The following is a 26,828-nucleotide window of genomic DNA, read 5'->3' as shown; positions in this document are numbered from 1 at the left end:
CAAATTTTTCCTTAAAGCAAACGGATGAAGCTGTCTTCAATCGTGGCATTGATGGAGTTGATTTCAATATTTTCAAATCCTTTTTCCTTTAGAAACTCTTCAAGATATTTTGGATTGAAGTCATCATTTTTATCAATGGTCAGATGTACGAATTCTCCGAAAGCATAGAAATTTTTGCTGAGTTCAAAGTTTTCTAAAGCCTTCAAAACCTCGGAAGTTCGACCTGCCTTCACCTCAAAAAGTAAATCCGGGAAAGATTTGCTGATGTTTTCCGGAGTTTCAATCTGCAGTATTTTTCCGTTTTGGATGAATGCGATCCGGTCACACAATGCGGCTTCATCCATATACGGAGTTGCAACGATTATGGTGATACCCTGCGTTTTCAGGCGTTTAAGCATTTCCCAGAATTCTTTTCGGGAAACAGGGTCAACTCCGGTAGTGGGTTCATCCAGAAACAGCACTTTCGGTTTGTGAATGAGGGCGCAACTTAAAGCGAGTTTTTGTTTCATTCCGCCTGAAAGTTGGCCCGCTTTTCGGTCTTTGAAAGGTTCAATCTGAATATAAATATCTTTAATCAAGTCATAATTCTGCTCAATGGTGGTGTTGAAAACACTTGCGAAAAATCCCAGGTTTTCTTCCACCGACAAATCCTGATACAGGGAGAATCTTCCCGGCATATATCCCAGAATTTTCCTGATTTCCTTATAGTCTTTCACCATATCAAAACCTTCGATGGTGGCGGAACCGCGATCAGGAAGTAGAACTGTTGTCAACATGCGAAAAATAGAAGTTTTCCCGGCTCCGTCGGGACCGATCAGTCCGAAAATTTCACCTTTTTCCACACTGAAGCTCACATCATCCACTGCAAGAATTTTTTCAACTTTCTTGCCGTAAGATTTGCTGAGATTATTGACGATGATTGATTTCACCTTTATTTTTTACTGATTACTATAATAATTTCCTTCGCGCATTTAAAGCTTTTCGAAGATTCCCTTAAGGAAGTATTCGCTCTTAAAGTCCTATTTGATAAGGGCTTCGCTAATGATCTGTACTACCTTTGGATTCCCTAAAATTTCACATCGCCATACATTCCAATTTTCAGAAAGCCATCGTTTTTCACGTGGATTTTCGCCGCATAAACCAGATTGGCTCTTTCGTTTTTGGTTTGAATGGTTTTCGGGGTGAACTCCGCTTTCGAGCTGATCCAATAAACGGTTCCGGGAAGTTCTTTGATTTTTCCGTCTCCCGAATCGATTAGGATTTTTACCTGTTGTCCGGTTTTTACTTTTGCCAATTGGTCACCGGTGATAAAGGTTTTCAAAGTCATCACAGCCAGATTTGCGATTTTGAAAATTGGTTTCCCGATGGTCGCAAATTCGCCAGCATTGGAATATTTCGTTAAAACCATTCCCGCAATCGGACTTTCGATGGAATTGTTTTTCAATTGTTCATCAATTTGTGCCACCCGTTTTTCGGTGGGTTTTCTTTCACTTAAAACTGCACGGTTTTGAATGAAGACATTCTCATCTGCGGCCTTGATTTGTTGACCTAAAGTCGAAAGCTGGGTTTGCGCCGCCGAAATCTGTTTCAGGATCACGTCAACTTGCCCATTTGCATCGTCTAGTTGTTTTTTTGTGGCTGCATCGGCTTTTACCAGATTTGCGGTCCGGTTTCTCTCGCGTTCTGCATTTTGCAATTGCACCTTCAGAACAGAAATATTGGCTTTTTGGGTATTGATCTGTGACTGCAAAACTTGAATTTGCGGAGTGGCAGAACCGGTTTTTTGTTCAATGGCACCGATGCTCGCTTCGACCTGTTGTTTTTGCAGTTCAACACTTTTCGGATCGATGATTCCCACCTTCTGATTGGCGGTAAGCTGCATTCCTTCATCCACATTCAGTTCCAGGATCGTTCCGTTGGCTTTCGCGGTTACCATTACTTCATCGGCTTCGAAAGTTCCGGATGCATCGTAATCGTTTGCTGAATTTTTACAGGAAAAAATGGTGAGGAATGAGGAAAGTATGATTAATTTTTTCATAGCGATTTATTTTTCAATCACAAATCTTGGCTCTTGGTACTTAATTGTTTAATTGTGCTTTCAAATTATACTGTGTCAGTAAAAATTGAATTTCATGCAGGATTTTTTGGTTTTGCGCACGATCCAGCTCGTTCACTTCGCGCAGGTAATCACTGGTGGTAATCACGCCGTTTTCCAGTTGGGCGAGTGAGGCTTTTCTGATGTTTTCGCGGAGCGTAATCAATTCAAGGTCTTTATCGATCAGCTTTTGAATTTTGTCTAGTTCGTTGTTGTTTTGAATGGTTTGAAACTGCTGGTTGAAAAGGAAGTTTTCTCTTTGAACATCAATTTCCTGCTGTTGAATATCGAGTAGTGCCAAATCATTTTTCTTGGTGTAATATCCTGTAATTGGAATATTCAACCGAACTCCGCCCAAAAAGAACGCGTCGAATTCATTTTTAAGCATGTTGAACCCGGGTTTTCCGTAACCGCCTTGTAGAAAGGCTCCCAATTTTGGAAGGTTTTTTGAATTGATGATGGATTTTTGAGTCTCTAACGCGCTTTTTTGAAGATCAAATAATTTCAGTTCGGCACGATTGTTTTGATTTCCGACTAGAATTTTTTCCGGTTTCTCCAGCTTTGTATTTTCGTTCAATTGCTTATTAATAAATACCGAAAGCATATCCAGGAAGCTTTTCTTCACATTTTGAAGTTCAATCTGTTTTTGCTCCAAATTGATCAGTTGTGCCTTTACCACATCAACATTACTTCGAAGAATGACGCCGTTTTTTAACTGTGATTCTGCTCTTTTCAATGCGTTATGGAGGTCGCTTTTGGTGAGTTCGGTTTGCTCAAGCTGTTCTTCAGTTTGTAAAGCGCCAAAATAAATTTGGTTGATTCTTTCTTCCAGCTTATCGGTTTCAACCTCGGTCTTCTGCGTTTCGATTTGGGAATTGATTTCTGCCATTTTCTTTTGGTTAGAAATCATTCTGCCATCGTAGATCGTTTGTTGAACGTCAGCAAATGCTTTGTATTGGTCTTTGCTTACAGGTTCAATCATCACATTGGGCAATTTTATCGGAAGTTCGGTTACTTCATTTTGATAAGTTGCCTGCGCAACGACATTGATCTGCGGCAACCAACCTTTGGTGGCGTTTTCTACGTTGTATTGCTTGGTTTTCGCGATTAAACCATGACGTTTGATCAGCGGATAATTTTGTCTGGCAAGGGAGTAAGCATCATTTAAAGTGATAGATTCCTGCGCCGAAAAAAAGCCGCCAATGAAGATGCTCATCAATATAAATTGCAGTTTTTCCATAATGGTTAAATGCTTTTGTTAATCAGGAATTAATCATTGCCTTGATCCAAATCGGAATCAAAGTTTTACGGTCTTTTACAAATTCATGAAATTCCTGGTCATTCATCAAGTCAAATCCTGAAATAATCGGTCGTGCGACGAACGGAAATATCGTCATACTCAAAAAATTAAACAACAGATGAAATGGATTAATTTCTGGCTTTCTTTCTTTGATTTGCTTTATGATGACTGAATTTTTCAGTATTTTTTCAATCGGGAGCAGCGATTTCACATCTGAGTTTTTCTTCTGAATTTCGCTGATGACAAATAGGGGAAGATTTGGATTTTTTGATAGAATTTCAAAATACTTCTGGCTCGCCAAATCAATTTTTTCCTCGAGCGTGGTTTTTTCATTAGTAATTATTGGAAGAATCTGACCGAATAGTAAAACGATTTTTACCTTCATTACCTGATCAAAAAGTTTTTCTTTGCTTCTGAAATAATAATTCAATAATGCCAAGTTGATTCCGGCCTCATCTGCGATATCTCTGGTTCGTGTTCCTGAAAATCCCTTTTCTGTAAAGACTTTCGAGGCAGCGAGCAAGATTTTATCTTCGGTGGAAAGTTCTTGATTTTCCATTTTTTTTGTTTTGGTCAGTCAAAGGTACAATTAAAATTTTGATTTAAACAAAATATTTAATCATTTGATTAAAATTTATTTTGATTCAGCCAATTTAATGTAGATTCTGCCTATTTTAATAAAATACAAACAAAAAAAACCGCCTCGATATGGAGGCGGCTTCGATATTCTGAAGAATTAATTCTTATAATCCAAATTGTTTTGCAAACAAATCCGGGAAGATACCAATTGCAATTAGCGCAACCACGATAAAAACCGCAACGATATTGTAAGTCAATGTCACTTTTTCTGTGGTCTTGAAACTGCTTTCTTTCGGAAAGAACATCGCCATGATAATCCTTAAATAATAGGCGATGGAAAGAGCGGAACCTAAAACGGCTACCAATACCAAGAATGGGGCTTTTTCAATGGCTTGTGCAAAGATGGCAAATTTCCCCATGAATCCTGCTGTTAAAGGAATTCCTGCCATTGACAATAATGAAATTGCGGCAGTTACCGCTAAAACAGGTTCGGTATGTCCTAAGCCGCTGAAAGCGCTGTAAGAAGTTTCCCGTTTCAGTTTTTCTACCCAGATCAGGCACATCATGACACCAACTGTTGCCAATGAATAGGCGAACAAGTAAAAAGCCAGATTGTAAACAGACAAGCTGTTCATGCCGAAGAAAATCAATGCGATGTAACCCACATGCGAAACAGAAGAGTAGGCCAACATTCTTTTGGCATTGCTCTGAGCAAGCCCCATGACATTTGCCAGGAACAAAGTGATGATAATGAGCACGCCAATGATATTGATCCATTCTCCGGTGATTCCAGTGAATCCGATTGTCATGATTTTAAAGAAAGCATAGAATGCGGAGATTTTCACCACGGACATCATGAAAATCGTGATCAGCGATGGTGAACCCTGATAAACATCCGGACTCCACATGTGGAACGGCGCCATGGAGGTTTTGAAAGCCAAAGCACAAAGCATGAGGATCGCACCCATCGTGAACATTAAATCTTTTGTATTTGCGATTCCGAATTCGTGGATTTTGTAAAGATCGAAACTTCCAGAACTGCCATAAACCAATGCAATCCCTAACAGTAAGAACCCGGTTGCGAAGGCACCCATCAAGAAATATTTGATGGAGGCTTCATTGGAACGCAGGTCGGTCTTGTTTGCTCCTGCCAAAACGTAAAGCGGAATTGAAAGGATTTCTACTCCTAAAAATAAGGTGACCAAATTTTGAAAGCTGAACAATACAATTCCACCGCAAAGTGAAAACAGCATTAACGCATAGAGTTCTGATTGGTGGCTTCTGTGATTGCTGAATGCGAATCCGCCCAAAAAGAAAAGCAAAAGCGTGATCACGATTGAGATTTTGGTGAACAAAGCTGCATTGGCACCAAATTCAAACATGGAAAGGTATTGTTTAAAGAACTCACATTCTGTAAGGTAACTCACATAAAATGCGATGAGTAAACCCAAAATACCAATGTATCTTGAAAATTTCCCCTTTTCAAAAACGCCCGCAAACAAGGCGGCAATCGCGGTAAGGAATACAATAATTAATACGCTCATTGAGTTGAATATTTTTGTTTGGAATTGTTTCAGGTTTCAAGGTTCAAGTTGTTTGAGGTTTGAAGCCTGTCCGCCGATCGGCAGATTTGATTTAATTCCTTAATTTCTTAAATTTCTATTCTTTTTAAAACTATTTAACCATTGACGAATAAATAAACTTCAAAGGTTCATGCACCATTTCAATAATCGGTTGCGGGAAAAGTCCGAGGAGGATTACAAATACTACCAAACTGGCCAATACCGAAAATTCCACGCCTGATAAATCGCTTGCTGAAGAAAGGATGCTTTCATCACCTTCGCCAAACATCGCTTTTCCATAAAATCTGAAAAGGTAAACAGAGGAGAAAATCATGGTAGTACCCCCGATTACTGCAGCAATTACGCTATAATCAAAAATGGATTTAATCAAAATGAATTCACCCACAAATCCGTTGGTAGCAGGAAGTGCGATTGCTCCCAACAAAATCACCATAAATAATGTGGCGAATTTTGGAGCAACTCTTGCCAAGCCACCCATTTGTCGGATATCTCTTGTTTTGAATCTTTTGTAAAGAATATCACAGCAGTAGAAAAGTCCAACCACGTTGATCCCGTGAGCAAAAGCTTGAACCATAGCACCTTCTCCACCTGAAATAGTGAAAGTTCCCTCCATCGTCAAAATGGCAGAAGCAATGATTCCCGCAGTCATCAAACCAACGTGTGAAAGGGAAGAGTAGGCTACCAATCGCTTTGAATCATTTTGGATAATCGCGATCAATGCTCCGTGAACCACACCGATGATCGCCAAGACCAACACGATTTGTCCGGAAATTCCAAGAACTGGTTCTGGTGCAATGGGCAACAAATATCTCAATAGTCCATAGACCGCCATCTTCAGCATAATTCCTGAAAGCAGCATTGAACCTTGGGTAGGCGAATAGGTGTAAGTATCCGGTTGCCAGGAATGGAAAGGAAAAATAGGAAGTTTCACCGCAAATGCGAAGAAAATGAACCAGAAAATCACCGTCTGTTCCATAGAATTCAAATCTGCGTTGTACAGATCGGTCAGTTCAAATGAAGCGGACTTCGTGTAAACATAGATTAAACCTAGCAACATGAACAATGAACCTACGAATGTATAGACAAAGAACTTGGTGGTAAAATGAATTTTTTTGCTCTCCTGCCCCCAAATTCCGGCAATCAACCAAATCGGAATCAAAGTGATTTCCCAGAAAAGGTAGAACAACAATCCGTCATAAGCAGTGAAAACACCGATTAAGCCGAACTGCATCAGTAGCATCAAACCATAATAGGTATTTCTGTAACCTGGCTTTTGATTAAACGAAGAAAGAATAATCAATACAGACAAAATATTGGTCAGCAAAAGCAAAAGCATGCTCAATCCGTCTATCCCGAAATGAAGATTGCTCTTGATGAAAGTAGCCCAAGGATAATTGATCTCGTACTGTAAAACTCCATCAACAGTCGGCTTGAAATCGAAACTTGAAAGCATGAAGAATGTGAGAAACATTTCAGCCAACGCAATTCCCAATGCCAAAAATTTACTTGCGGGACTCTTCCACGCGAACACCAACAACGAACCTACAACAGGCAGCAGCAGTAATGTTAATAACAGATACGACATTTATTATTGTAATAAAAAGTTAACAATTAAGATAATTCCGATGGCCAAAGACATGATGAGGACATAATTTTCCACATTTCCGTTTTGGATTCTCTTCGCGGCTCGCCCCGAATCTTCAGCTCCCCAGCCGATGAATTCCACAAACTTGTTGAGAATTCCCTTGTCAAACATATTTCCACCGATTCCGAGTCCTTCCACAAACTTCACGAAAGTGGCGTTGTAGAATTCGTCTAAAAGCAGTTTTCTGTTTGAAAGTCTTTCCCAACCGGTATATTTGGAATCTTCAAGTGCCATTTTGCCTTTTTTCACGTAGATATTTCTTACGATAAACCACACTGTAAAAAACATGAGCACGGTCAAAGTCAAAAGTATCATTTCGGTATTAAATGCCACTTCCGGAAGTTCCACATCATAAACGTAAATTCCCTTCAACCAATGGTCTAACTTCGCCCAATTTCCGTGACCAATAAAATGCGGAAGGTTGATCAATCCGCCGATTACGGACAAAATTGCAAGTACAATTAGAGGCAAAGTCATATTTGAAGGACTTTCATGAACGTGTTTCTCCTGTTCTTTAGTTCCTCGGAATTCGCCGTAGAAAGTAAGGAAATAGGCACGGAACATATAAATCGCCGTTAAAGTCGCGACAAGGAAGAGAATTACCCAGAGAATTGGACTTCTTCCATAAGTACTTGCCAAAATTTCATCTTTAGAAATCATCCCCGAAAAGAATGGGAATCCTGAAATCGCAAGAGTTCCAATAAGGAAAGTGATATGGGTAATCTTAATTTTATCTTTTAAACCACCCATCAATCTCATGTCCTGTTCGCCGCTCATTGCATGAATCACAGAACCGGAACCGAGGAATAAAAGGGCTTTGAAAAATGCATGCGTCATCAAATGGAACATTGCCACAGTATATGCGCCAACTCCTACTGCCACGAACATAAAACCTAATTGAGAAACTGTAGAATAGGCGAGAACTTTTTTGATATCGTTTTGTCTTAAGCCAATAAATGCTGCCACCAAAGCCGTTAGAAGCCCGATGAAGAGGATTCCGTCCATCGTAGTTGGTGCCAATGAATAAAGGAAATTGGAACGAACACAGAGGTAAACTCCCGCAGTAACCATTGTAGCGGCGTGGATCAATGCAGAAACCGGAGTTGGTCCAGCCATTGCATCCGGAAGCCAGGTAAATAATGGAATCTGGGCCGATTTCCCCACTGCTCCGATGAATAAACTGGCAGTGATGAAAATGATAATCGGTGAGTCTAACTGAAATTTCGAAGAGTTCTGAGCTACTGAAAGATAATCCACCGCATTGGTGTGATAAGCAATCAGACAAACCCCGATGATGAAGGCAAGATCACCAATTCTGTTCATGATGAATGCTTTTCTACCGGCTGCACCATATTCCAAGTTTTTGTACCAGAAACCGATCAGCAGGTAAGAACACAATCCAACACCTTCCCAGCCGATGAACATGATGAGATAATTGCTTCCCATCACCAAGATTAGCATGGAGACAATAAACAGGTTCAGATAAGAGAAAAACCTGTGAAATCCTTTGTCTGTCCACATATAACCAATAGAGTAGAGGTGGATCAACGCACCGATTCCGGTGATGATCAACATCATCATGAGTGAAAGTTGGTCAATATGAAATCCAAAATTCACCTGAACTCCATTGAACCGGAACCATTCAAAAAGACGAATGATTTTCGGTGGAGTAGCTGCATCAAACTTTAAGAAGATACTTAAAGAAAGACAGAAAGATACAAACACCACCAAAGTAGAAACTGCCCCAACAACTGTTTTCGGGAGTTTTTTCCCCAACAATCCGCTGAACAAAAATCCCAGCAATGGCAAAAGTATAATTGCGTAAACTAAATTTTCCATCCGTTATTTATCCTCTTAATTTATTAAAAATACTCACATCCACTGACTTGGTGTTTCGGTACATCATCGCGATGATTGCCAATCCCACCGCCACTTCCGCGGCTGCCACAACCATGATGAAGAAGACCAGAATCTGTCCGTTCCCGTCGCCTTTGTAGCTTGAAAAAGCTGCTAGCAAAAGGTTAACAGAATTCAGCATCAATTCCACACAACCTAAAATGATGATGGCGTTTTTTCTGATCAAAACTCCCAAAACTCCCAAACTGAAAAGAACCGAACACAGAATAAGGAAATATTCCAGCGGAACAGTCTGTATAAATGAACTAACTTCTCCCATAATTCTACAAATCTTTTTTACCGATTAAAACTGCGCCCACGATTCCCGCCAAAATAAGCAATGAAGCCAATTCGAAAGGCAAAACATACTCATTAAACAACAATCTTCCCAAGTTTTTGGTCAGACCCACGCTTCCGTCTATGTTTCCGGTGACAGTCCCTAATTTAAGTCCTCTGAAGGCTCCCAGAATTCCTACCAAAAGCAAGCCCGCAGAAAAAATTCCGATGAACTTCATCAGGTTCTGCTTTTTGGCTTCATCTTCTTTTTTCAGATTCAGCATCATCAAAATATAAAGGAATAACACCATGATTGCACCGGTGTACACTATGATCTGCACAATTCCCAGGAACTGCGCGTTCAGCAAAATATACATTCCCGAGATCGAAAACATCGTTGCAATCAGTCCTAAAATGGCATACAAAGGATTTCTGGCAAATACAAAATAAACGGCACTTGCCACCGCGCAAAATGCGACAAAGAAAAATAACAGCTGTTCCATCTATTTCAGTGATTTTTTTTCCAATGATTCTCTCTGCAACTCGGTTTGTCTTTCGGAAACGTCGATTCGCTCGTTAATTTTTTCAACCAGCTTGTCTTTTCCATACACAAAACTACCGCGGTTCTCTTCCACCGGAACCAGTCTGTCTGTAAGGTAAATCGCAGATTTCGGGCAAGCTTCCTCACACAATCCGCAGAAAATACATCGCAGCATATTGATTTCGTAAACCGAGGCATATTTTTCTTCCCGGTAGAGATCCATTTCGTCTTTGGTACGCTCCGCAGCGGTCATCGTGATTGCTTCCGCAGGACAAATCACCGCACAAAGTCCACAAGCAGTACATCTTTCCCTGCCCTCATCATCGCGTTTCAACACGTGGAGTCCACGCCAAACTTTCACTCTCGGCCTAACTTCTTCAGGATACTGAATCGTGGCAACACCGTCTCCAAAAACCGATTTCGCCGCGTGCCGCATCGTAATTCCCATCCCTTTCAGGACCGCAGGAATATAGAGCCGCTCACCAAACGTCATCTTCTTGTTGGAAACCACTTTTGATCTATCTGTTAATTTCATTTTCAGAAATATATTTTAATTCTTATTTATTAGGAGCAACACACGGGTTGCTTCTTTTCAAGTCCGGTCCCGCTTTCCGCTGCAATTCCTCGTCCATCACCAATCCCCACGCTACTGCGGGATTTACGCTACAATCGGGGCTATCAAGTACTGTCGTTTTTCCTTTCGAAGGTTATTTTTTCGTGACATCTGATAAATTGCTTTTTTACCAACTGGTCACTTATTAAACTATCGATGGCAAACCTCAAACTCTAAACTTCAAATCTACCTGTCGGCAGACAGGCCTCAAACAAGCCTTTAAGCCACAAAATGATTATAAGCCAAAATGATTGCTGCCGTCAACATCAAATTCAGCAATGCAAAAGGAAGCAACTTCTTCCAGCCCAAATGCATCAACTGGTCATATCTAAATCTTGGCAATGTCCATCTTATCCACATGAACACAAAAATTCCAAAGAAAGTCTTCGTCAGGAAAGACACGATAGTCAAGATTCCTGCAGCATTTTCTCCCCAATTCTCGGTTACCCAGTCAATTCCCGGGAAATTATACCCCCCGAAAAACAGCACCGTAATCAACGCACTGGAAATAAACATGTTCACATATTCCCCGAACATATAAAGTCCCAATTTCATGGAGGAATATTCGGTGTGGTAACCGTTTACCAACTCGTTTTCACATTCTGGCAAATCAAAAGGTGCACGGTTGGTTTCCGCCAAAGCCGCCACAAAAAAGATGATAAAAGCCAAAGGCTGATAAAAAATATTCCAGTTCAGTCCCGAAACTTCCGGGATAATTCCCCAGATTTTTCCGTGAGTCTGCTGTTCCACAATGATTTTCAGATCAAGTGATCCCGCCATCATGATGATCGCCAACAAAGACAATCCCATCGCCAATTCATAGGAAATCATCTGCGAACTCGCACGGATCGCACCAATGAGGGAAAACTTGTTATTGGAAGCCCAACCTCCGAGCAAAATTCCATAAACACCTATGGACACCATTCCAATGAGGAACAAAACGCCGATATCAATATTCGCAACCTGCAAATCAAAAGAGGTTCCGCCAATATTAAGGGTTTTTCCCCAAGGAATTACCGCACCGGTGATCAGCGAAATGAACATTACCAATGAAGGTCCTATCACGAAAAGGAATTTTTCCGCCTGTGCAGGAGTAAAGTCTTCTTTAAAGAAAAATTTACCACCATCTGCAAGCGGTTGCAAAATCCCGAATGGTCCGGATCTGTTCGGCCCGATTCTGTCTTGCATAATTGCTGCAACTTTTCTTTCTGCCCACGTGGAATATGCGGCAACTGTGAGTGCCAATAAAAATAGCGCGAGAACCAGTATGATCTTAAAAGTGATTAATTCCATTATTTTAAAAATTGACTTTTCAGTCGGTCATTACATCAATAAAAAATTTTCGTCGATTCCTTTTCGTGATTTCTCCTCGTCTTTGGGACTTAGTTCTTTCGCATCCGGATTGTTGAGCATAGAGATCATGTTTTCCGGTTTTTCGTAGTGGTTCAGTGAAATCACTGAATGTCGGTCGATATGTCTTGGACCTTCCACAGTCCATAGTTTCAAGTCTTTTTTGTGGAAACGGCAGTCATTGCAGATCCAATCCTGTACTTCGTCGAACTGGTCTTTTCTTGCGGTGACACGGATTATTTCCTCGCCTTTCATCCAAAGAACTGCTTTTCCGGAACATTTATCGCATTCGCAATGTGCGTTCATGGGTTTGGTGAACCAAACTCTGCTGGCGAAGCGCGAAGTTCTGTCAGTCAAAGCACCAACCGGACAAACATCAATCACGTTTCCGATGAAATCGTTTTCCAGTGCTTTATTTAAATAAGTAGAAATCTCCGCATGGTCTCCTCTGAACAAAATTCCATGTTCTCTTTCTTCAGTCAATTGGTTGGCTGCCAAAACACATCTCGCACAGAGAATGCATCGGTTCATATTCAATTTGATGTATGGGCCGATATCTTCCGGTTCGAAGGTTCTTCTGGTGAACTCAGTTCTGGTTTCTTCCAGACCGTGAACATAGCCCAAATCCTGCAAATGGCATTCTCCTGCCTGATCGCAAACCGGGCAATCGAGTGGGTGGTTGATCAGCAAGAATTCGGTGACTCCTTCGCGGGCGTCCAGAACTCTTTCGGAAGTGCTGTTTTTTATTTCCATTCCATCCATCACAGTGGTTCGGCAACTTGCCACCAGTTTTGGCATGGGTCGCGGATCTGCTTCAGAACCTTTTGAAACTTCCACCAAGCAGGTTCGGCATCTTCCGCCGCTTCCTTCCAGGGGTTTGTAATAGCACATTGCAGGTGGAACAGATTTTCCGCCGATTTGTCGAGCTGCCTCCAATATGGAAGTTCCAGGATCCACTTCGGTGGTCTGTCCGTCTATTGTTACTTTGAATTTTTTAACTTCTTCGCTCATATCTCTTAGCTTTTAGCTTATGGCTTATTGCTTAAATTATTTCTTTGTGTTAAAGGTATATCCAATACCTCCCATAATTTGTCCGAACATGAAATCCTGACTTGCTTTGTCGGGTTTATTGTTCAGCGTGGTTTTGATATCCGGCATATTGATATAACCTGCCTTTACTTCTACTCTTGCCAGAAAATGCTTCCAGAATACCGCATTAATGCTGGTTCTTAAATCTGCTCCAAATCCTGCAACGTGGAAACGGTCGCTTCTTTCGTTTCCGAAAAGTTTCACATTACTTTTTGGAAACATGATTCCTAATCCGCCACCATAACTCCATATTATGTCGATATTTTTGTTATTGGAAATGGACCGGTATTTTTCAATACCTATATTTTCATAATTCAGACCGTCTGTATGTTCAAAAGTAAGGAATTTTTCATCCGCCAAATTGACCTGTCCGTTTTGAACCATTCCTGCATAAACCGGATCCGAAATATTTCCTGAAAATTTCACGGTTTGGTTTTGATCCATCACATATTTCATGTGGTCAATTCCAAGAACAATAGCCAAATTATCCTTGATGAAATAGCCCAATCTGAAATTGTACTGTGTTACGGTAAACCACGCCGGATCAAAATATACCAAGCCGAACTTCGTGGGGCGATCATGTGCAACCACGCTCTGTAGCTGGAAATCATACCCATTTCCCGAAAAATGTATATCTGAATTGGTGAACGCTCCTCTGTTCCAGCCATAAAAGACAAACATCTGTCCTTTTTTGGTCAATGGACTCTTTACTTCCTTGTATTGCTCAGGTTTTACTGAGTTTTCGTTTTGTGCGAATGAGGAATATAATCCTCCAAACAACATCGAAACCGCGAAAATTTTCTTCATATATCTTTAGAGTTGAACTCCCAGGCTCTGTTTCTTTATATTCCGCAATTATTCTGTTTTTGCAGCCACCGGAATGGGGTCTGCATAATTGGCCAATCCGTAATTTCTGGTTAGGCACTCGGGATTGTTGATGTGCCATTCAAACTCATCACGGAAATGTCTGATTGCTGCTGCAACCGGCCAAGCTGCTGCATCACCGAGTGGACAAATCGTATTTCCTTCAATTTTTCTTTGCACATCCCATAGCAAATCAATATCGGCAGAAGTTCCTTCTCCACTTTCAATTTTCTTTAAAATCTTGTACATCCACGGCGTTCCTTCACGACACGGCGTACATTGCCCGCAACTTTCATGCGCATAGAATCTTGACAAAGTCATCGTATGTTCCACGATGCATTGGTCTTCATCCAGTACCTCGAATCCGCCAGAACCCATCATTGTTCCAGTTGCGAAACCGCCGTCTGCAAGAGATTCGTAATTCATATATCTTGGTTCTCCGTTGATGGTTTTCAACAGTAGATTTGCAGGAAGTATAGGCACAGAACTACCTCCCGGAATGCAGGCCTTCAGTTTTTTGCCATTCGGAATTCCACCGCAGTACTCATCGGAATAGATAAATTCTTCCACGGTAATGGTCATGTCTATTTCGTAAACGCCTGGTTTGTTGATGTTTCCACAGGCAGAAATGAGTTTGGTTCCGGTAGATCTACCAACACCAATTTTGGCATATTCAGCTCCGGTAATATTGATAATCGGAACCACGGCGGCAATCGTTTCCACGTTGTTGACCACAGTCGGACAAGCCCAAAGACCTTTCACAGCAGGGAACGGCGGTTTTAGCCTTGGGTTTCCTCTTTTTCCTTCCAGGGATTCTAGAAGGGCAGTTTCTTCCCCACAAATGTATGCGCCGGCTCCTCTCTGAACATAGATTTCCAGGTCATATCCGGTTCCAAGAATATTTTTTCCTAGGAATCCGTTCTTTTTGGCTTCATCAATGGCTTCTTCCAAAATATCGGGAATCCATGAATATTCACCACGAATGTAGATGTAGGATGTATTTGCACCCAATGCAAAAGAGGAAATAATCATTCCTTCTATCAAAAGGTGAGGAATGAATTCCATCAAATACCGGTCTTTGAAGGTTCCCGGTTCCGATTCATCGGCGTTTACCACCAAATAGCGGGGAACTCCTTCGGGTTTTGCGAGGAAACTCCATTTCATTCCCGTGGGGAAACCTGCACCGCCACGACCGCGAAGTCCGGAAGTTTTCACTTCTTCCACCACCGCTTCCGGCGTCATTTTCAGTGCTTTTTCTACCGCTTCATAACCGCCTTGTTTGCGGTAAACGTCGAAATATCGGATTCCCTCTATGTGTGCGTCTTTAAGTAAAAGTTTTTTACTCATTTTAATTATGCTTATGGCAATTGGCTCGCGAGCTTCTTGCTTTTTATTATCTAATTTTGATTCAAATCTGTTTAGTCCAGCTTCATTGCTCCTTGTCTGCAGAGTTCAAGGATTTCATCCACTTTTTCTGTGGTTAGATTTTCGTGGTAGAATTTTCCTAATTGCAACATCGGCGCATATCCGCAAGCTCCTAGACATTCTGCTGGTTTCAATGTAAAAAGTCCGTCGGCAGTGGTTTCACCATCTTTGATATTCAATTTTGTTCGGATGTGGTCCAGGATTTTTTCGCTTCCTCTTGTCAAGCAAGGTCCAGTTCTGCAAACCTCCAAAACATATTTTCCAACCGGCTGCATATTGAACATGGTATAAAAAGTGGCAACTTCATATACCTCGATTGGTTTGATGCTCAACACTTCTGCCACATAATCCATCACCGGAACATCCAGCCAACCGCCAAATTCTTTTTGTGCTAAATGCAGCACCGGAATCAAAGCGGATTTTTGTTTCCCTTCAGGATATCTCTTAATAATCGCATGAACTTTTTCTAAAGTTTCTGGCTTAAAAGCAATTGTTTCGCTCATTATTTTTAGATTATGGAACAAGGTAGCAAGAGAAAAAACTTTCTACTTTGTTCAAATTTTCTTTTATTTTTCTTAGCATTGAACAGAAAATAGTTTTCTATTCTTGCTCAATCTTTTTTTTCAATGTTTGATTACGCGTCTAATTCTCCCGCGATGACATTCAAACTACTTAAAGTGACCACCGCGTCAGAGATTACGGATCCCGTAATCATTTCCGGATAGGCTTGATAATAAATGAAGCAAGGTCTTCTGAAATGGAGTCTGTATGGAGTTCTACCACCATCACTGACCAGATAGAAACCTAATTCTCCGTTTCCTCCTTCCACGGCGTGGTAAACTTCTCCTTTTGGAACTTGTGTTTCACCCATCACGATTTTGAAATGGTAAATCAAGGCTTCCATTTTCGTATAAACATCTGCCTTTTCAGGAAGATAGAATTCCGGAACATCAGCATGGAATGGACCTTCCGGGAGGTTATCCAATGCTTGCTGAATGATTTTCAAGGATTCCCAAATTTCCTGTTGGCGCACCATAAATCTATCATAAGTATCACCAGAAGTTCCCACCGGGATGATGAAATCGAAATCCTCGTAGGAAGAGTAGGGAGTAGCGACACGAACGTCATAATCTACACCGGCTGCACGGAGATTTGGTCCCGAAAAACCGTAGCTTAATGCACGTTCCGCAGAAATAGCACCTGCTCCTATTGTTCTGTCCATGAAAATTCGGTTTCTTTCAAGCAGGTTGCTGAAATCTTGGAATCTAGCTGGGAATTCTTTCAGGAAAGTTCTCAAAAGTTCGTGGAATTTTGGGGTGAAATCTCTTTCAAAACCACCGATTCTTCCCATATTTGTAGTCAGTCTTCCCCCACAAACCTGTTCGTACATGTCGTAGATTCGTTCCCGATCCTGGAAGGTCCAGGTAAATCCTGTCAACGCGCCGGTATCTACACCAATAACCGAATTACAAACCAAATGGTCAGCAATTCTGGCAAGTTCCATCATGATGACCCGCATATACTGCACCCGCTTTGGAATTTCAACTCCCAAAAGTTTCTCCACCGTCATTTGCCAGCCAATATTGTTGATTGGTGCTGAACAGTAATTCATCCGGTCTGTTAAAGTGGTGATTTGCGTAAAATATCTTCTTTCTGCGATTTTTTCGAATGCACGATGGATATAACCTACGGTTTGTTCAGAGTGCAGGATTTTTTCGCCATCCATGGTAAGGATATTTTGAAAAATTCCGTGTGTTGCCGGGTGGGTTGGCCCCAGATTGAGTGTGTAGAGTTGCCCGTCAATCTGCTCTTTGGATTCGTGCTGGTTCAATATGTTTGAGAGTGCGTTGTCTTTCATAATTGCTATTGGCTTTTTGCTATTGACGACCTATACAGGTTGCCACAAGCTATTTGCATCTTTATCGTCCGAACATTTTATCGTCTTTGTCCGTTCTGGTGCCATCTTCCAATGGATATTCCTTCAAGAGTGGATGATAGCCGAGTTCGGGATCGTTCAGTATAATTCTTAAATCAGGATGTCCTTTAAATTTAATTCCATAAAAGTCAAAGGCTTCCCTTTCCATCCAGTTTGCACCGGCGTATAAATCGGTCAGTGTGTCCACTTCAGCATTTTCTTTCGGCATGAAGGTTTTCAGTCGGATCCTGTGATTATCAACAAGATTATGGAGGTGATAAATGACACCCAATTCCTTTTCCGGCATTTCCGGATGGTGGATTCCACAGAGGTCCGTCAGGAATATGTAGTTCAGACTGCTGTCTTTCATGTGGTGGATCACTTTTTTGATGTCCTCTTTCTTGATTTCCAAAGTCAAAAACCCATACGGTTCGGAAGTTGAAATTACAGACTCGGGAAATTCTCTGGTAATGGCCTCTAAGACAAAACTATTGGTAAATTCCATGAAATTAATTGATATTGAAAGATTCCAGTAATTCTTTATATTGCGGAAGGTCGCGTCTTCTTAGGCTTTCACTCTGCGAAAGTGCTTGAACCTGCATGAATCCTTCCAAAATTTGCTCAGGTCTTGGCGGGCAACCTGGAACATACACATCCACAGGAATTACCTTGTCGATTCCCTGTAAAACAGAATAAGAGTCGAAAATTCCGCCACTGGAAGCACATGCACCTACTGCGATCACCCATTTCGGTTCGGCCATTTGGGTGTAAACTTCTTTTAGGATAGGTCCTAATTTTTTAGAGATGGTTCCGCAAACCATCAAAACGTCGGCCTGTCTTGGTGAGAAACTCATTCTCTCTCCTCCGAATCTTGCCAAGTCATAATTGGGACCCATGGTGGCCATGAACTCAATACCACAACAAGATGTAGCAAAAGGAAGTGGCCAAAGTGAATAGGAACGAGCCATCCCGATCAAATTGCTGAGTTTTGTGGCAAAGAAGCCTTCACCTTCAAAACCCGGAGGAGCGGGTGCGTTTGTATTTATTTTTGGTAAATCTGACATTTTAACTAAAGTTTAAAATTTAAAAACCTAAAATTGATATTCGATGCGAAATATTATTTATTCCAATCCAAAGCGCCACGTTTCAGTACGTAGAAGAATCCCACAAAAAAAATGGTAACGAAAGTCAAGACTGCCATGAAACCGGCCAATCCGAATTCTTTGAAGTTTACTGCATAAGGATAAAAAAACACGATTTCAATATCGAAAAGTACGAAAAGTACCGCGGTAAGAAAGTATCTGATGGAAAACGGAGTTCGCGCATCTCCCTCACTTTCTATTCCACATTCGAAGTTTTTATTCTTTTCAATGGTGGTTTTCTTTTGACGTGGACCCAAATAATGCGCACCCAAAAGCGAAACTCCAACAAAACCCAGTGCAACAAGAGCTTGAATCAGTATATAGCCGTAATCTGCATGTGAAATCATAACTTAGTATTTACTAATCTGCAAATTTAGTCAATTACTATTTAAGCAAGAAATTTAAACCCTTCAAAATAGTTTGAAATTGGACACTATTTGCAATTTAGAATTTTTAAAAATAAATTTCTTTATTACCGAAATCCTAATTTTTATTTGGTTTCTTTATGGATTTATCAGCATGGGTTTTCGCCGCATTTTTCATCCTTTTCAGCAACACAAATGCCATATAACCGATATACAGGAAAAGGAAACTTGCAAAAAGAATATTAATAATCGTATTCAATCGTGGATCCGCAACCTGGAAAAACTGGTTGTAGATGATAAATGTCATGATCATCGCGATGTAAAAGTAGAGTTGCCTTTTCATGATTTACTGGAAGGTTTTAGGTTTTATGTTTAAAGCCAGTCTGCGATAAAGGATTTCAGTTTTGAAAATGGTGGCATAAAATTGCATTGCATTCTGGTCATACGGTCCAAAAGTTTGGCATCAGCTATTTATTGCCATCGAATAGGTTCTCCGACGCTTATGGTTCACCGGTTCGTAATCTTGCCAAAGCAGCTGCACACTTTTGTTTTCCTCCAATTCGGGATTGGTTTCTGCGAACTGGATGCCCATTTTACTAAACCGTTCGAAGATTTCTTTAAAAATGATCGCCGTCACGCCGCGTCTTTGGTAATCCGGATGAATCCCGATCAGATAAAAGTTGGCACGGTCGTTCTTTTTTCCGGCCTGCAAAAAATGCCACCAGCCAAATGGAAAAAGTTTTCCCTTCGCTTTTTGCAAAGCTTTCGAATAAGACGGCATGGTGATCGCAAACGAAATCAACTGGTGATTTTCATCCTCCACGCAAATGATGTAGTTTTTATTGATGAATGGGAAATATTTCTCCTTATAGGTTTTCTTCTGTTCCTCCGATAGCGGGGTATAAGTGGAAAGTGAGCTGTAAGTTTTGTCCAGCAAGTCAAACATTGGATCCACGAGAGGCAGAATTTCCGACTTATTTTTGAATTTGATGACGTTTAATTTGTATTTCTCCGCAATTAAATTGCTGAATTTCACGACTTTTTCCGGGAGTGTTTCCGGGAATTTCATTTCGAATTCCACCCATTCCTTTTCCTTCACCAATCCCAGTCTTTCCAAATGTTCAGGATAATAGTCAAAATTGTAAAGTCCGATCATCGTTGCCAATTTGTCATATCCGTAGGTCAACATGCCCGCTTTGTCCAGATTGGTAAATCCCATCGGTCCTTCTATTTTTGGGATATTTTTTTCTTTGGCGAAATTGATGGCGGTATCGATCAGTGCTTTGGAAACTTCAAAATCATCAATGAAATCCAACCAACCGAAACGCACTTTGCTGATTCCCAATTCCTTTGCTTCTTTATGGTTAATGATGACGGCTATTCTCCCGACCACTTTTCCATCCTTTAGCGCAAGAAATTTTTTCGCTTCCGAATAACCAAGAGCGGGATTTTCTTTCCGGTTCCAAACCTTCTTTTCATCAATGATTAATGGTGGGACGTAATTTTTGTTGTTTTTGTAAAGCTCCATCGGAAATCTGATGAATTTTATCAATTCACCGGCATCTTTTACTTCAATTACAGCTATTTCAGACATCAGTTTTGATTTGAACAAACAAAGATAATTGATTAAAGGAAAACTCAAAACTTTGGCACGCTATTTACTTGTAAAAAGGCAATTTATTTAAAACTTAAAAAGAAGAAATGGGAAGTTATTATTTAATTATTGGAGTGATTTTCATTGTCAGTATGATTGTTCAAAATCGATTGAAATCGAAATTCGCCCACTATTCACAGATGCGGTTGCAAAATGGGATGTCAGGAAAGGAAATTGCAGAAAAAATGTTGAGAGACTACAATATCAATGATGTGCAGGTGATTTCCGTTCCGGGAAGACTCACAGATCACTACAATCCGGCCGATAAAACGGTAAACCTTTCAGAAGAAGTTTATATGCAGAGAAACGCCGCCGCCGCCGCGGTTGCTGCTCATGAATGTGGTCATGCCGTTCAGCATGCGGTGGGTTATTCCATGCTTCAGCTCCGGTCGAAAATGGTTCCAATTGTGAATGTTTCCTCCAGATTGCTGCAGTTTGTTTTGATGGCGGGTATCCTGGTAATGGCATCCAGCGGTAACAAAACACTTTTAACAGTGGGAGTTGTTCTGTTTGCAGTCACCACTTTGTTCGCATTCGTGACTTTGCCGGTAGAATATGATGCAAGTAACCGTGCACTGAAATGGCTGGAATCTTCTGGTACTTTGGGAAGAAGCGAGCATGATGCGGCGCAGGATTCCTTGAAATGGGCCGCAAGAACTTATGTGGTTGCAGCGCTGGGTTCATTGGCGCAGCTGATTTATTTTGCATCCATGTTAAGTGGAAGACGTGATTAGAAAAAAATATAGAAAGTAGATGTGGGGTAATTTATGGATTTTGTAAATTACCCTTCGTTTTTTACAAAAATTATGAAAGAAGCTTTTGAAAATAGCCTTGATGCTCAAACGTTTTTCTCGATCAATTGTCGTGGAAACTTAGTCCGTCTGGATTCCCCAAAAATCATGGGAATTCTGAACCTGACTCCAGATTCATTCTCTGATGGCGGAAAATTTGTGGACGAAAAGTCAGCTTTGGTTCACGCGGAAAAAATGGTAAAAGAGGGAGCCGCTATTATCGATATCGGAGCGCAGTCAACCAGACCTCATGCGGAATATTTGAATGCCAAAGAAGAAATCTTACGAATTGGGAATTTAATTTCGAAAATCAAATTGGAATTTCCTGAAACCTTGATTTCGCTAGATACATTTTATGCAGAGGTTGTGAAATTCGGTTTCGAGGAAGGAATCGATATTGTAAATGATATTTCAGGGGGGAATTACGACCATAAAATGTTCGAAACAGTGGGAGAGACGAAACTTCCCTATATTTTGATGCATGTGAATCCAACCTACGAATCGATGCACGAAAAACTCATAGAAGAAGATATTCTTCTAAACATCAATAAATACTTTTCCGGTAAAGTGCTTGAATTGAAGAGATTCGGGGTAAACGATATTATTCTGGACCCAGGTTTCGGATTTGGTAAAACCGTGGCACAAAATCACCAAACAATGGACGAGCTGGAATTTGTCGGTTTTGGGAAAATGCCTTTATTGGTGGGAATCTCCCGAAAGTCTTTTATTTATAAACCGCTCGGTAAATCACCTTTGGAAATTATTGAAGAAACACAGCGGCTTCACTTTAAGGCTTTACAAAAAGGAGCAAAAATTCTTCGTGTGCATGACGTGGCTGAAACCTTCAGAACCATTCGCGATTTTGAAGATTCAGGGCTCTAAATCAGTTGCTCCATGCTGGATGTTGCCTTGTTTTTTTCGTATTGCTCTAATTTTTCGCGGACAAATCTCAACGCAATGGGAGCCAGATAAATCAAGGCGACACCGATCAGTTTCTTTTTCCAGCCGGAACCGTAGAGGTTTTTTTTGGCGTAATTTCCTACCAAAGCCACGGCTCCCATTTTCACTGCGTTCTCCATCACGTTTAGTCCGGCACCGCTTTTCGCTAAACTAAAAATAGCGTTTTTGTTCAGAAAATGATCCTTCACGGAATTAGAAAGCTCTTTGACGATTTTTCTCGTATCCAACGAAACTTTTATTTCGCCGTCCAGCTCGGTTTCTTCCTTTAGAAAAGGATCTGTAAAACCCTTGGTCATGACGCTTAAACTTTCTTTGGCATTTTCAAAGGTCAGTAAATCTTCCATTTCGGCTACATCTTTTTTCAGAAGCGCCTTTTTTCTTCTTAATTCCTCTAAGCTGCTGTATCTTGTTCCCATAATTTTAATCGTTTAGAGATTCCAGGATTTTGTTGGCCACTTTTTCCTTGATGGATTTTCTTCGCCAAAAAAGAAGCAACAAGACCAACAAATAAAATGCTGCCACTATCAATAGCCCATAACCATAATTGTCCAAATAAGCACCAATTAGGAATCCGATTCCGAAAAGCAGCAGGATCACAAAAAACAAAGCGGTGAAAGCGGCCAAAACTAAAAAAGCAAGTGCCCCGATCAAGGTCACCGATTTCTCGGTTACTTCCATTTTTAGGAGATCTGCTCTTTTGGTAGCATAATCTTTTACAAGGTCAAGCATGATATTTTTTTTAAAATTACAAAAAAAGGAACTTATCTCGCAAAGTTCCTTTCTATTTCTATTGAATAAAACGGAATTTTATTATGATTTCAATCCGTCTAATTCTGTTTCTACATCTTTCACCACTTCGGCAGTTTTAGCTACCGCTTGATCTTTGTACCTGTCATATCCTTCTTTCACGGTGGAAGCCACGTTTTTGGCGGTTTCTCTGACTTGTGAAGAGATGGTTTGGTAGTTGTCCTTCACTTTTTCAGAAAGATCCTGATATTGCGCTTTCGCTTTCTCGGTGGTTTTCCCGTATTGGTCAATCGCCTGATCTTTCAGATCATTTGCTTTGTTTTTGATTTTCTTTCTGGTCTCTTTACCTTCTTCCGGAGCATAAAGCATTCCCAGAACTACACCTGCTGCTGCACCTGCAAGCAATCCTGCCAAAACGCCGGCTGCGTTATTTCTTTTTTTAGACATTTTTAGATATTTTTATTGTTAATAATTAAGTATTTGTGCTTTTTATTTCATTCTAAAGTTACAATTTATATACCATTTAAAAAAATGAAATTCATAAAAATATGTTAAAAATCTTTAATATAGGAAAGAATCAGTGCGATGGTCTGGTTTTTATCGAGATGGGTATTGTCTATCAAAATGGCGTCCTCTGCTTTTCTTAAAGGTGCCACTTCTCTCTCACTGTCAATTTTATCTCTGGAAATCAGATTTTCTTTCACGGTGTTCTCATCCGTCTTGATGCCCAAATTGGTGAGTTCCAAAAACCTTCTGCGGGTTCTTTCTTCCACACTTGCCGTGAGAAAAAATTTGTAGTCGGCATCTGGTAAAACCACTGTGCCAATATCTCTTCCGTCCAAAATAACGCCGCCTTGCTCTGCAATGGAACGCTGGGTTTCCATCAGAAAGTCGCGGACTTCTTTTTGAGCTGCGATCAAACTTACGTTCGCAGAAACCTCGTTGGTCCGGATTTCTTTTGAAATGTCTTTTCCATTGAGAAAAAGAACCAACTCATCGCCGATTTGTTTGAATTCGAGTTTGATTTGGTTTAAATTTTTGACGAAATCTTTGAGGTTGATCTCACCTGCTTCATTTTGGCAGCAAGTATTCGCAAAATAGGTCACACCTCTGTAAAGTGCGCCTGTATCCATGTGGACCAGACCTAATTTATTTGCGATCACTTTGGAAATCGAACTTTTGCCGGTAGACGAATAACCGTCAATTGCGATTACAGGTTTTCTCATACCGCAAATTTCCTGAATTTTTTCGGAATGTGAAAGCTTAAAATTTTTCCGTAACGATAAGTGAAAATTTAAAAGAATTTTTTTTGGATAAATGCAATCTATCTGCGGTTTCCGCCCAATTCGATTAAATCCATTGTAATCCCAAACATATTCAGATTGGCGGAATTGTGGTATCTCACATGAGCATAATCGAATTTAAAGTAGGAAATCTTGATCCCAAAACCTGCAGAAAGTCCGGCAAAACTGCGTTGATCCAAAACAGCGAGTTCATTTCCACGTTTGATGTTGTAACCGAGTCTCACATTGAAAGACTGTCCCGGAAAGACTTCAGCCCCGAAAGAAAAATGGTCGGTGATTTTTCGCCATTTGCTGATGGGTTGCCCATTATTATTATAATCCTGCGAAATATTGTATTGCTGCAAATCGTGCGCGGTAATCGTGAAAGCCAGCGGAAAATCATCTAAAATTCTGGTGTAACCTAAATCCACACGGAAAGCTACCGTTTCGCGAACACCGTTATAGGGTTTGAACTGGTATCCGAAATTTCTAAAAACCAAAGCCACGGTTTCATTGCTTTGTGCATTGTGGTAAGTCACGCCTGCAGTTCCTACAATGGCCATCGAAGTATAACTGTCGATTTTTGAGGTCACGAAATTGACGCCGCCTCCAATCGTGAAATCCTCATCGAACTGGAAAGCGTAACTGGCTCCAATTGAGGCATCCATGGCAGAAAATTCGCCACTGATTGCAGCACTTTCATCGGTTCTCGGCATTTTTCCATAGTCCATGTATTTTGCGTTAAAACCCAGCAAATGCCCTTCAGATAAATCACGGACGTAAGAAAGAGTGCCATAATTTGTTCCCGCCAGATAAGATGCGTAGTTAAATGATACCATCTTATCCTGTTCCAGATTCATCAAAGCCGGATTACTCCCGGAAAAACTCACGTCATAATCACGTACAGAAACCGCATCTCCTCCCAAAGCAGCCTGTCTCGCAGAAACCGGAGTATTCAGGAAAGGATACACATTTGTTCCCACCTGCGAAAACAGAAAGGAAGAATAAGAGATGAACGAAATAATTGATAGTTTTTTCAAATCCGAAGTTGACGAGCAAAAATAAGACAATTAGACTTTTTTCGAAAATAATTCCCGGCAAATATAAATCTATTAACGAAATTATCTCGGTTTCCTTATATTTGCACTGAAAAAATCTGTAACATTTTAAAAATGAAATATAAAAGAATCCTCCTGAAATTGAGTGGCGAGGCTTTGATGGGGAACAGGCAATATGGAATCGATAACGAACGATTAAAAGATTACGCCCATGAGATCAAAAAAGTGGTGGAAAAAGGCTGTGAAGTGGCCATTGTAATCGGTGGCGGAAATATCTTCCGCGGTGTTGCAGGAGCTGCCAAAGGAATGGACCGAGTACAGGGAGATTATATGGGAATGCTTGCCACGGTCATCAATGGAATGGCGTTGCAGGGAGCTTTGGAAGATGCAGGAGTTTACACGCGGCTTCAATCCGCAATTGAAATGGACAAAGTGGCCGAACCTTTCATCAAAAGGAGGGCAGTGAGACATTTGGAAAAGGGGAGAGTGGTGATTTTTGGCGCAGGAACTGGGAATCCCTATTTCACTACCGATACTGCGGCAACGCTCAGAGCGATTGAAATCGATGCAGATGTCATTTTAAAAGGAACCAGAGTGGATGGGATCTATGACTGTGATCCCGAAAAAAATGAAAATGCAGTGAAATTTAATTCCCTGACTTTTGAAGAAGTTTTTGAAAAAGGATTAAAAGTAATGGATATGACTGCTTTTACCCTAAGTCACGAAAATAAATTGCCCATCATCGTCTTCGACATGAATAAAGAGGGAAACCTCTTGAAAATCGTGGAAGGAGAGAAAGTTGGGACCTTGGTCAATTTAGGAGTAATCAGTAACGAGTAAAAAGCAATTAGCAATATGGAAGAAATAGAACTAACAATTGAAATGGTGAAGCAGGAAATGGATTCTGCATTGAAGCACCTTGATCATGCTTTCCAAAAAATCCGTGCAGGAAGAGCTTCCACATCGATGATTCAGGATGTGATGGTGGAATACTACGGCGCGCCGACTCCGATCAGTCAGGTTGCAAACTTGATGGTACCGGACGCGATGACCATCTCCATCCAACCATGGGACAAAACAGCGATTGGCGCTATTGAAAAAGCAATTATCAATTCCAATTTGGGATTTGCCCCTTCCAACAACGGGGAAAACATTATCCTGAATGTACCGCCATTAACCGAAGAGCGAAGACGCGAATTGGCGAAAAGTGCAAAAGCCGAAACAGAAGCTACCAAAGTAGTGGTAAGAAACGCAAGACAAGACGGAATGAAAGACCTGAAAAAAATTGAAAACATCTCCGAAGACCTCGTCAAAGACGGGGAAGCTAAAATCCAGGAGCTCACCGATAAATATGTAAAATTCTGCGACGATAAACTGAAAGTGAAAGAAGCAGAGATCATGAAAGTTTAAGCTTTCACATGATACGTAAAAAAAAGACAGAAGTCCCCATTTTTGGGGACTTTTGTTGTTTTAAATGTTTGCTGCTGACCACGTAATCAAATCGCACGGAAGTGTTGGGTAACCTTGATTTAATATGCGTTCGAATTCCAAAACTGTCATCAGAAAAAACATAAAAAACCGCTCTTAAATAGATTTAATGGAGGATGAATTTTATTAATTATCTTGGAAATTTACCAAAAAGTCAGGGTTGCAAAAT

30 protein-coding genes are annotated in these 26,828 nt (G+C 40.7%); 4 read left to right on the top strand and 26 right to left on the bottom strand.

All coding sequences use genetic code 11. The annotated features are described in order from the left end of the window. Positions 1–11: 11 nt before the first annotated feature. The 21 genes from ACM44_RS00800 to ACM44_RS00700 form a co-directional block, all read right to left on the bottom strand. Positions 12–929 carry an ABC transporter ATP-binding protein gene (locus ACM44_RS00800; protein WP_048498191.1) on the bottom strand — a complete coding sequence of 306 codons (918 nt, stop codon included), beginning with the start codon at positions 927–929 and terminating at the stop codon, positions 12–14. Between the two features lie 137 nt (positions 930–1,066). Next, a complete protein-coding gene (locus tag ACM44_RS00795; RefSeq protein WP_048498190.1) occupies positions 1,067–2,038 on the bottom strand; it encodes an HlyD family secretion protein in 972 nt (323 codons plus the stop codon). 40 nt (positions 2,039–2,078) lie between these two features. Then, the gene (locus ACM44_RS00790; RefSeq protein ID WP_048498189.1) at positions 2,079–3,335 is read right to left on the bottom strand and encodes a TolC family protein; all 1,257 of its coding nucleotides are present in this window, start codon (positions 3,333–3,335) and stop codon (positions 2,079–2,081) included. Between the two features lie 22 nt (positions 3,336–3,357). After that, positions 3,358–3,954: a TetR/AcrR family transcriptional regulator gene (locus ACM44_RS00785; RefSeq protein WP_048498188.1), complete on the bottom strand. Its 597-nt coding sequence runs from the start codon at positions 3,952–3,954 to the stop codon at positions 3,358–3,360. 184 nt (positions 3,955–4,138) lie between these two features. After that, positions 4,139–5,518: an NADH-quinone oxidoreductase subunit N gene (locus ACM44_RS00780; protein ID WP_048498187.1), complete on the bottom strand. Its 1,380-nt coding sequence runs from the start codon at positions 5,516–5,518 to the stop codon at positions 4,139–4,141. A gap of 130 nt (positions 5,519–5,648) precedes the next feature. Beyond that, complete coding sequence (locus ACM44_RS00775; protein WP_048498186.1) at positions 5,649–7,142, bottom strand: complex I subunit 4 family protein; 1,494 nt, start codon at positions 7,140–7,142, stop codon at positions 5,649–5,651. A gap of 3 nt (positions 7,143–7,145) precedes the next feature. Beyond that, complete coding sequence (gene nuoL / locus ACM44_RS00770; protein ID WP_048498185.1) at positions 7,146–9,041, bottom strand: NADH-quinone oxidoreductase subunit L; 1,896 nt, start codon at positions 9,039–9,041, stop codon at positions 7,146–7,148. A 7-nt stretch (positions 9,042–9,048) separates the two neighbouring features. After that, on the bottom strand, positions 9,049–9,378 hold the full coding sequence (gene nuoK / locus ACM44_RS00765; protein WP_048498184.1) for an NADH-quinone oxidoreductase subunit NuoK: 330 nt from the start codon (positions 9,376–9,378) through the stop codon (positions 9,049–9,051). A gap of 4 nt (positions 9,379–9,382) precedes the next feature. Continuing rightward, positions 9,383–9,877: an NADH-quinone oxidoreductase subunit J family protein gene (locus tag ACM44_RS00760; RefSeq protein WP_048498183.1), complete on the bottom strand. Its 495-nt coding sequence runs from the start codon at positions 9,875–9,877 to the stop codon at positions 9,383–9,385. Continuing rightward, positions 9,878–10,450 carry a NuoI/complex I 23 kDa subunit family protein gene (locus ACM44_RS00755; protein WP_048498182.1) on the bottom strand — a complete coding sequence of 191 codons (573 nt, stop codon included), beginning with the start codon at positions 10,448–10,450 and terminating at the stop codon, positions 9,878–9,880. It abuts the gene before it with no gap. Between the two features lie 297 nt (positions 10,451–10,747). After that, on the bottom strand, positions 10,748–11,821 hold the full coding sequence (nuoH, locus tag ACM44_RS00750) for an NADH-quinone oxidoreductase subunit NuoH (protein ID WP_048498181.1): 1,074 nt from the start codon (positions 11,819–11,821) through the stop codon (positions 10,748–10,750). A gap of 30 nt (positions 11,822–11,851) precedes the next feature. After that, a complete protein-coding gene (locus tag ACM44_RS00745; protein WP_048498180.1) occupies positions 11,852–12,889 on the bottom strand; it encodes a 2Fe-2S iron-sulfur cluster-binding protein in 1,038 nt (345 codons plus the stop codon). A 36-nt stretch (positions 12,890–12,925) separates the two neighbouring features. After that, positions 12,926–13,774, bottom strand: coding sequence for a hypothetical protein (locus tag ACM44_RS00740; protein WP_048498179.1), 849 nt, complete (start codon positions 13,772–13,774; stop codon positions 12,926–12,928). A gap of 48 nt (positions 13,775–13,822) precedes the next feature. Next, positions 13,823–15,178, bottom strand: coding sequence for an NADH-quinone oxidoreductase subunit NuoF (gene nuoF / locus ACM44_RS00735; protein WP_048498178.1), 1,356 nt, complete (start codon positions 15,176–15,178; stop codon positions 13,823–13,825). A 71-nt stretch (positions 15,179–15,249) separates the two neighbouring features. Beyond that, positions 15,250–15,759, bottom strand: coding sequence for an NADH-quinone oxidoreductase subunit NuoE family protein (locus ACM44_RS00730; RefSeq protein ID WP_048498177.1), 510 nt, complete (start codon positions 15,757–15,759; stop codon positions 15,250–15,252). 131 nt (positions 15,760–15,890) lie between these two features. After that, entirely contained in the window at positions 15,891–17,114 is a 1,224-nt protein-coding gene (gene nuoD, locus ACM44_RS00725) for an NADH dehydrogenase (quinone) subunit D (RefSeq protein ID WP_048498176.1), read from the bottom strand. Between the two features lie 61 nt (positions 17,115–17,175). Further along, positions 17,176–17,676 carry an NADH-quinone oxidoreductase subunit C gene (locus ACM44_RS00720; RefSeq protein ID WP_048498175.1) on the bottom strand — a complete coding sequence of 167 codons (501 nt, stop codon included), beginning with the start codon at positions 17,674–17,676 and terminating at the stop codon, positions 17,176–17,178. Positions 17,677–17,680: 4 nt separating this feature from the next. Continuing rightward, positions 17,681–18,235 (bottom strand): NADH-quinone oxidoreductase subunit B, encoded by a 555-nt coding sequence (locus ACM44_RS00715; RefSeq protein ID WP_048498174.1) that lies wholly within the window; start codon positions 18,233–18,235, stop codon positions 17,681–17,683. A 53-nt stretch (positions 18,236–18,288) separates the two neighbouring features. Continuing rightward, positions 18,289–18,660, bottom strand: coding sequence for an NADH-quinone oxidoreductase subunit A (locus ACM44_RS00710; RefSeq protein ID WP_048498173.1), 372 nt, complete (start codon positions 18,658–18,660; stop codon positions 18,289–18,291). Between the two features lie 136 nt (positions 18,661–18,796). Continuing rightward, positions 18,797–19,021 carry a hypothetical protein gene (locus tag ACM44_RS00705; RefSeq protein ID WP_048498172.1) on the bottom strand — a complete coding sequence of 75 codons (225 nt, stop codon included), beginning with the start codon at positions 19,019–19,021 and terminating at the stop codon, positions 18,797–18,799. A gap of 120 nt (positions 19,022–19,141) precedes the next feature. Then, positions 19,142–20,272 (bottom strand): GNAT family N-acetyltransferase, encoded by a 1,131-nt coding sequence (locus ACM44_RS00700; RefSeq protein ID WP_048498171.1) that lies wholly within the window; start codon positions 20,270–20,272, stop codon positions 19,142–19,144. A gap of 107 nt (positions 20,273–20,379) precedes the next feature. Here ACM44_RS00700 and ACM44_RS00695 point away from each other — a divergent pair, with 107 nt between their 5' ends. Together ACM44_RS00695 and folP are read left to right on the top strand one after the other, a co-directional pair. Continuing rightward, entirely contained in the window at positions 20,380–21,066 is a 687-nt protein-coding gene (locus ACM44_RS00695; protein ID WP_048498170.1) for a zinc metallopeptidase, read from the top strand. 72 nt (positions 21,067–21,138) lie between these two features. Continuing rightward, positions 21,139–22,005 (top strand): dihydropteroate synthase, encoded by an 867-nt coding sequence (gene folP, locus ACM44_RS00690; protein WP_048498169.1) that lies wholly within the window; start codon positions 21,139–21,141, stop codon positions 22,003–22,005. On the opposite strand, the gene ACM44_RS00685 is transcribed toward folP, so the two are convergent. The 5 genes from ACM44_RS00685 to porQ form a co-directional block, all read right to left on the bottom strand. Continuing rightward, a complete protein-coding gene (locus tag ACM44_RS00685; RefSeq protein WP_048498168.1) occupies positions 22,002–22,499 on the bottom strand; it encodes a hypothetical protein in 498 nt (165 codons plus the stop codon). The two genes, folP and ACM44_RS00685, sit on opposite strands and share 4 nt — an antisense overlap. Before the next feature lie 4 nt (positions 22,500–22,503). Next, complete coding sequence (locus ACM44_RS00680; protein WP_048498167.1) at positions 22,504–22,812, bottom strand: phage holin family protein; 309 nt, start codon at positions 22,810–22,812, stop codon at positions 22,504–22,506. Between the two features lie 81 nt (positions 22,813–22,893). Further along, complete coding sequence (locus tag ACM44_RS00675; protein WP_048498166.1) at positions 22,894–23,277, bottom strand: YtxH domain-containing protein; 384 nt, start codon at positions 23,275–23,277, stop codon at positions 22,894–22,896. Positions 23,278–23,381: 104 nt separating this feature from the next. Next, complete coding sequence (gene cmk / locus ACM44_RS00670; protein ID WP_048498165.1) at positions 23,382–24,056, bottom strand: (d)CMP kinase; 675 nt, start codon at positions 24,054–24,056, stop codon at positions 23,382–23,384. Between the two features lie 98 nt (positions 24,057–24,154). Further along, the gene (porQ, locus tag ACM44_RS00665; protein WP_048498289.1) at positions 24,155–25,153 is read right to left on the bottom strand and encodes a type IX secretion system protein PorQ; all 999 of its coding nucleotides are present in this window, start codon (positions 25,151–25,153) and stop codon (positions 24,155–24,157) included. A gap of 132 nt (positions 25,154–25,285) precedes the next feature. Here porQ and pyrH point away from each other — a divergent pair, with 132 nt between their 5' ends. Continuing rightward, entirely contained in the window at positions 25,286–26,011 is a 726-nt protein-coding gene (gene pyrH / locus ACM44_RS00660) for a UMP kinase (protein WP_048498164.1), read from the top strand. Between the two features lie 15 nt (positions 26,012–26,026). After that, the gene (gene frr / locus ACM44_RS00655; RefSeq protein WP_048498163.1) at positions 26,027–26,581 is read left to right on the top strand and encodes a ribosome recycling factor; all 555 of its coding nucleotides are present in this window, start codon (positions 26,027–26,029) and stop codon (positions 26,579–26,581) included. The last annotated feature ends 247 nt before the right edge of the window (positions 26,582–26,828 follow it).

Source organism: Chryseobacterium koreense CCUG 49689, from assembly GCF_001045435.1.
Taxonomy (GTDB): Bacteria; Bacteroidota; Bacteroidia; order Flavobacteriales; family Weeksellaceae; genus Kaistella; species Kaistella koreensis.
Note: the sequence above shows the minus strand (reverse complement) of the source record. Positions and strands in the feature narration are given on the sequence as shown.

What these genes read in the sequence shown, in the direction of transcription:
- ACM44_RS00795 (WP_048498190.1), bottom strand. Translation starts at nt 2,038, where the DNA reads ATGAAAAAATTAATCATACTTTCCTCATTCCTCACCATTTTTTCCTGT.
- ACM44_RS00790 (WP_048498189.1), bottom strand. Translation starts at nt 3,335, where the DNA reads ATGGAAAAACTGCAATTTATATTGATGAGCATCTTCATTGGCGGCTTT.
- ACM44_RS00785 (WP_048498188.1), bottom strand. Translation starts at nt 3,954, where the DNA reads ATGGAAAATCAAGAACTTTCCACCGAAGATAAAATCTTGCTCGCTGCC.
- ACM44_RS00780 (WP_048498187.1), bottom strand. Translation starts at nt 5,518, where the DNA reads ATGAGCGTATTAATTATTGTATTCCTTACCGCGATTGCCGCCTTGTTT.
- ACM44_RS00775 (WP_048498186.1), bottom strand. Translation starts at nt 7,142, where the DNA reads ATGTCGTATCTGTTATTAACATTACTGCTGCTGCCTGTTGTAGGTTCG.
- nuoL (WP_048498185.1), bottom strand. Translation starts at nt 9,041, where the DNA reads ATGGAAAATTTAGTTTACGCAATTATACTTTTGCCATTGCTGGGATTT.
- nuoK (WP_048498184.1), bottom strand. Translation starts at nt 9,378, where the DNA reads ATGGGAGAAGTTAGTTCATTTATACAGACTGTTCCGCTGGAATATTTC.
- ACM44_RS00760 (WP_048498183.1), bottom strand. Translation starts at nt 9,877, where the DNA reads ATGGAACAGCTGTTATTTTTCTTTGTCGCATTTTGCGCGGTGGCAAGT.
- ACM44_RS00755 (WP_048498182.1), bottom strand. Translation starts at nt 10,450, where the DNA reads ATGAAATTAACAGATAGATCAAAAGTGGTTTCCAACAAGAAGATGACG.
- nuoH (WP_048498181.1), bottom strand. Translation starts at nt 11,821, where the DNA reads ATGGAATTAATCACTTTTAAGATCATACTGGTTCTCGCGCTATTTTTA.
- ACM44_RS00745 (WP_048498180.1), bottom strand. Translation starts at nt 12,889, where the DNA reads ATGAGCGAAGAAGTTAAAAAATTCAAAGTAACAATAGACGGACAGACC.
- ACM44_RS00740 (WP_048498179.1), bottom strand. Translation starts at nt 13,774, where the DNA reads ATGAAGAAAATTTTCGCGGTTTCGATGTTGTTTGGAGGATTATATTCC.
- nuoF (WP_048498178.1), bottom strand. Translation starts at nt 15,178, where the DNA reads ATGAGTAAAAAACTTTTACTTAAAGACGCACACATAGAGGGAATCCGA.
- ACM44_RS00730 (WP_048498177.1), bottom strand. Translation starts at nt 15,759, where the DNA reads ATGAGCGAAACAATTGCTTTTAAGCCAGAAACTTTAGAAAAAGTTCAT.
- nuoD (WP_048498176.1), bottom strand. Translation starts at nt 17,114, where the DNA reads ATGAAAGACAACGCACTCTCAAACATATTGAACCAGCACGAATCCAAA.
- ACM44_RS00720 (WP_048498175.1), bottom strand. Translation starts at nt 17,676, where the DNA reads ATGGAATTTACCAATAGTTTTGTCTTAGAGGCCATTACCAGAGAATTT.
- ACM44_RS00715 (WP_048498174.1), bottom strand. Translation starts at nt 18,235, where the DNA reads ATGTCAGATTTACCAAAAATAAATACAAACGCACCCGCTCCTCCGGGT.
- ACM44_RS00710 (WP_048498173.1), bottom strand. Translation starts at nt 18,660, where the DNA reads ATGATTTCACATGCAGATTACGGCTATATACTGATTCAAGCTCTTGTT.
- ACM44_RS00705 (WP_048498172.1), bottom strand. Translation starts at nt 19,021, where the DNA reads ATGAAAAGGCAACTCTACTTTTACATCGCGATGATCATGACATTTATC.
- ACM44_RS00700 (WP_048498171.1), bottom strand. Translation starts at nt 20,272, where the DNA reads ATGTCTGAAATAGCTGTAATTGAAGTAAAAGATGCCGGTGAATTGATA.
- ACM44_RS00695 (WP_048498170.1), top strand. Translation starts at nt 20,380, where the DNA reads ATGGGAAGTTATTATTTAATTATTGGAGTGATTTTCATTGTCAGTATG.
- folP (WP_048498169.1), top strand. Translation starts at nt 21,139, where the DNA reads ATGAAAGAAGCTTTTGAAAATAGCCTTGATGCTCAAACGTTTTTCTCG.
- ACM44_RS00685 (WP_048498168.1), bottom strand. Translation starts at nt 22,499, where the DNA reads ATGGGAACAAGATACAGCAGCTTAGAGGAATTAAGAAGAAAAAAGGCG.
- ACM44_RS00680 (WP_048498167.1), bottom strand. Translation starts at nt 22,812, where the DNA reads ATGCTTGACCTTGTAAAAGATTATGCTACCAAAAGAGCAGATCTCCTA.
- ACM44_RS00675 (WP_048498166.1), bottom strand. Translation starts at nt 23,277, where the DNA reads ATGTCTAAAAAAAGAAATAACGCAGCCGGCGTTTTGGCAGGATTGCTT.
- cmk (WP_048498165.1), bottom strand. Translation starts at nt 24,056, where the DNA reads ATGAGAAAACCTGTAATCGCAATTGACGGTTATTCGTCTACCGGCAAA.
- pyrH (WP_048498164.1), top strand. Translation starts at nt 25,286, where the DNA reads ATGAAATATAAAAGAATCCTCCTGAAATTGAGTGGCGAGGCTTTGATG.
- frr (WP_048498163.1), top strand. Translation starts at nt 26,027, where the DNA reads ATGGAAGAAATAGAACTAACAATTGAAATGGTGAAGCAGGAAATGGAT.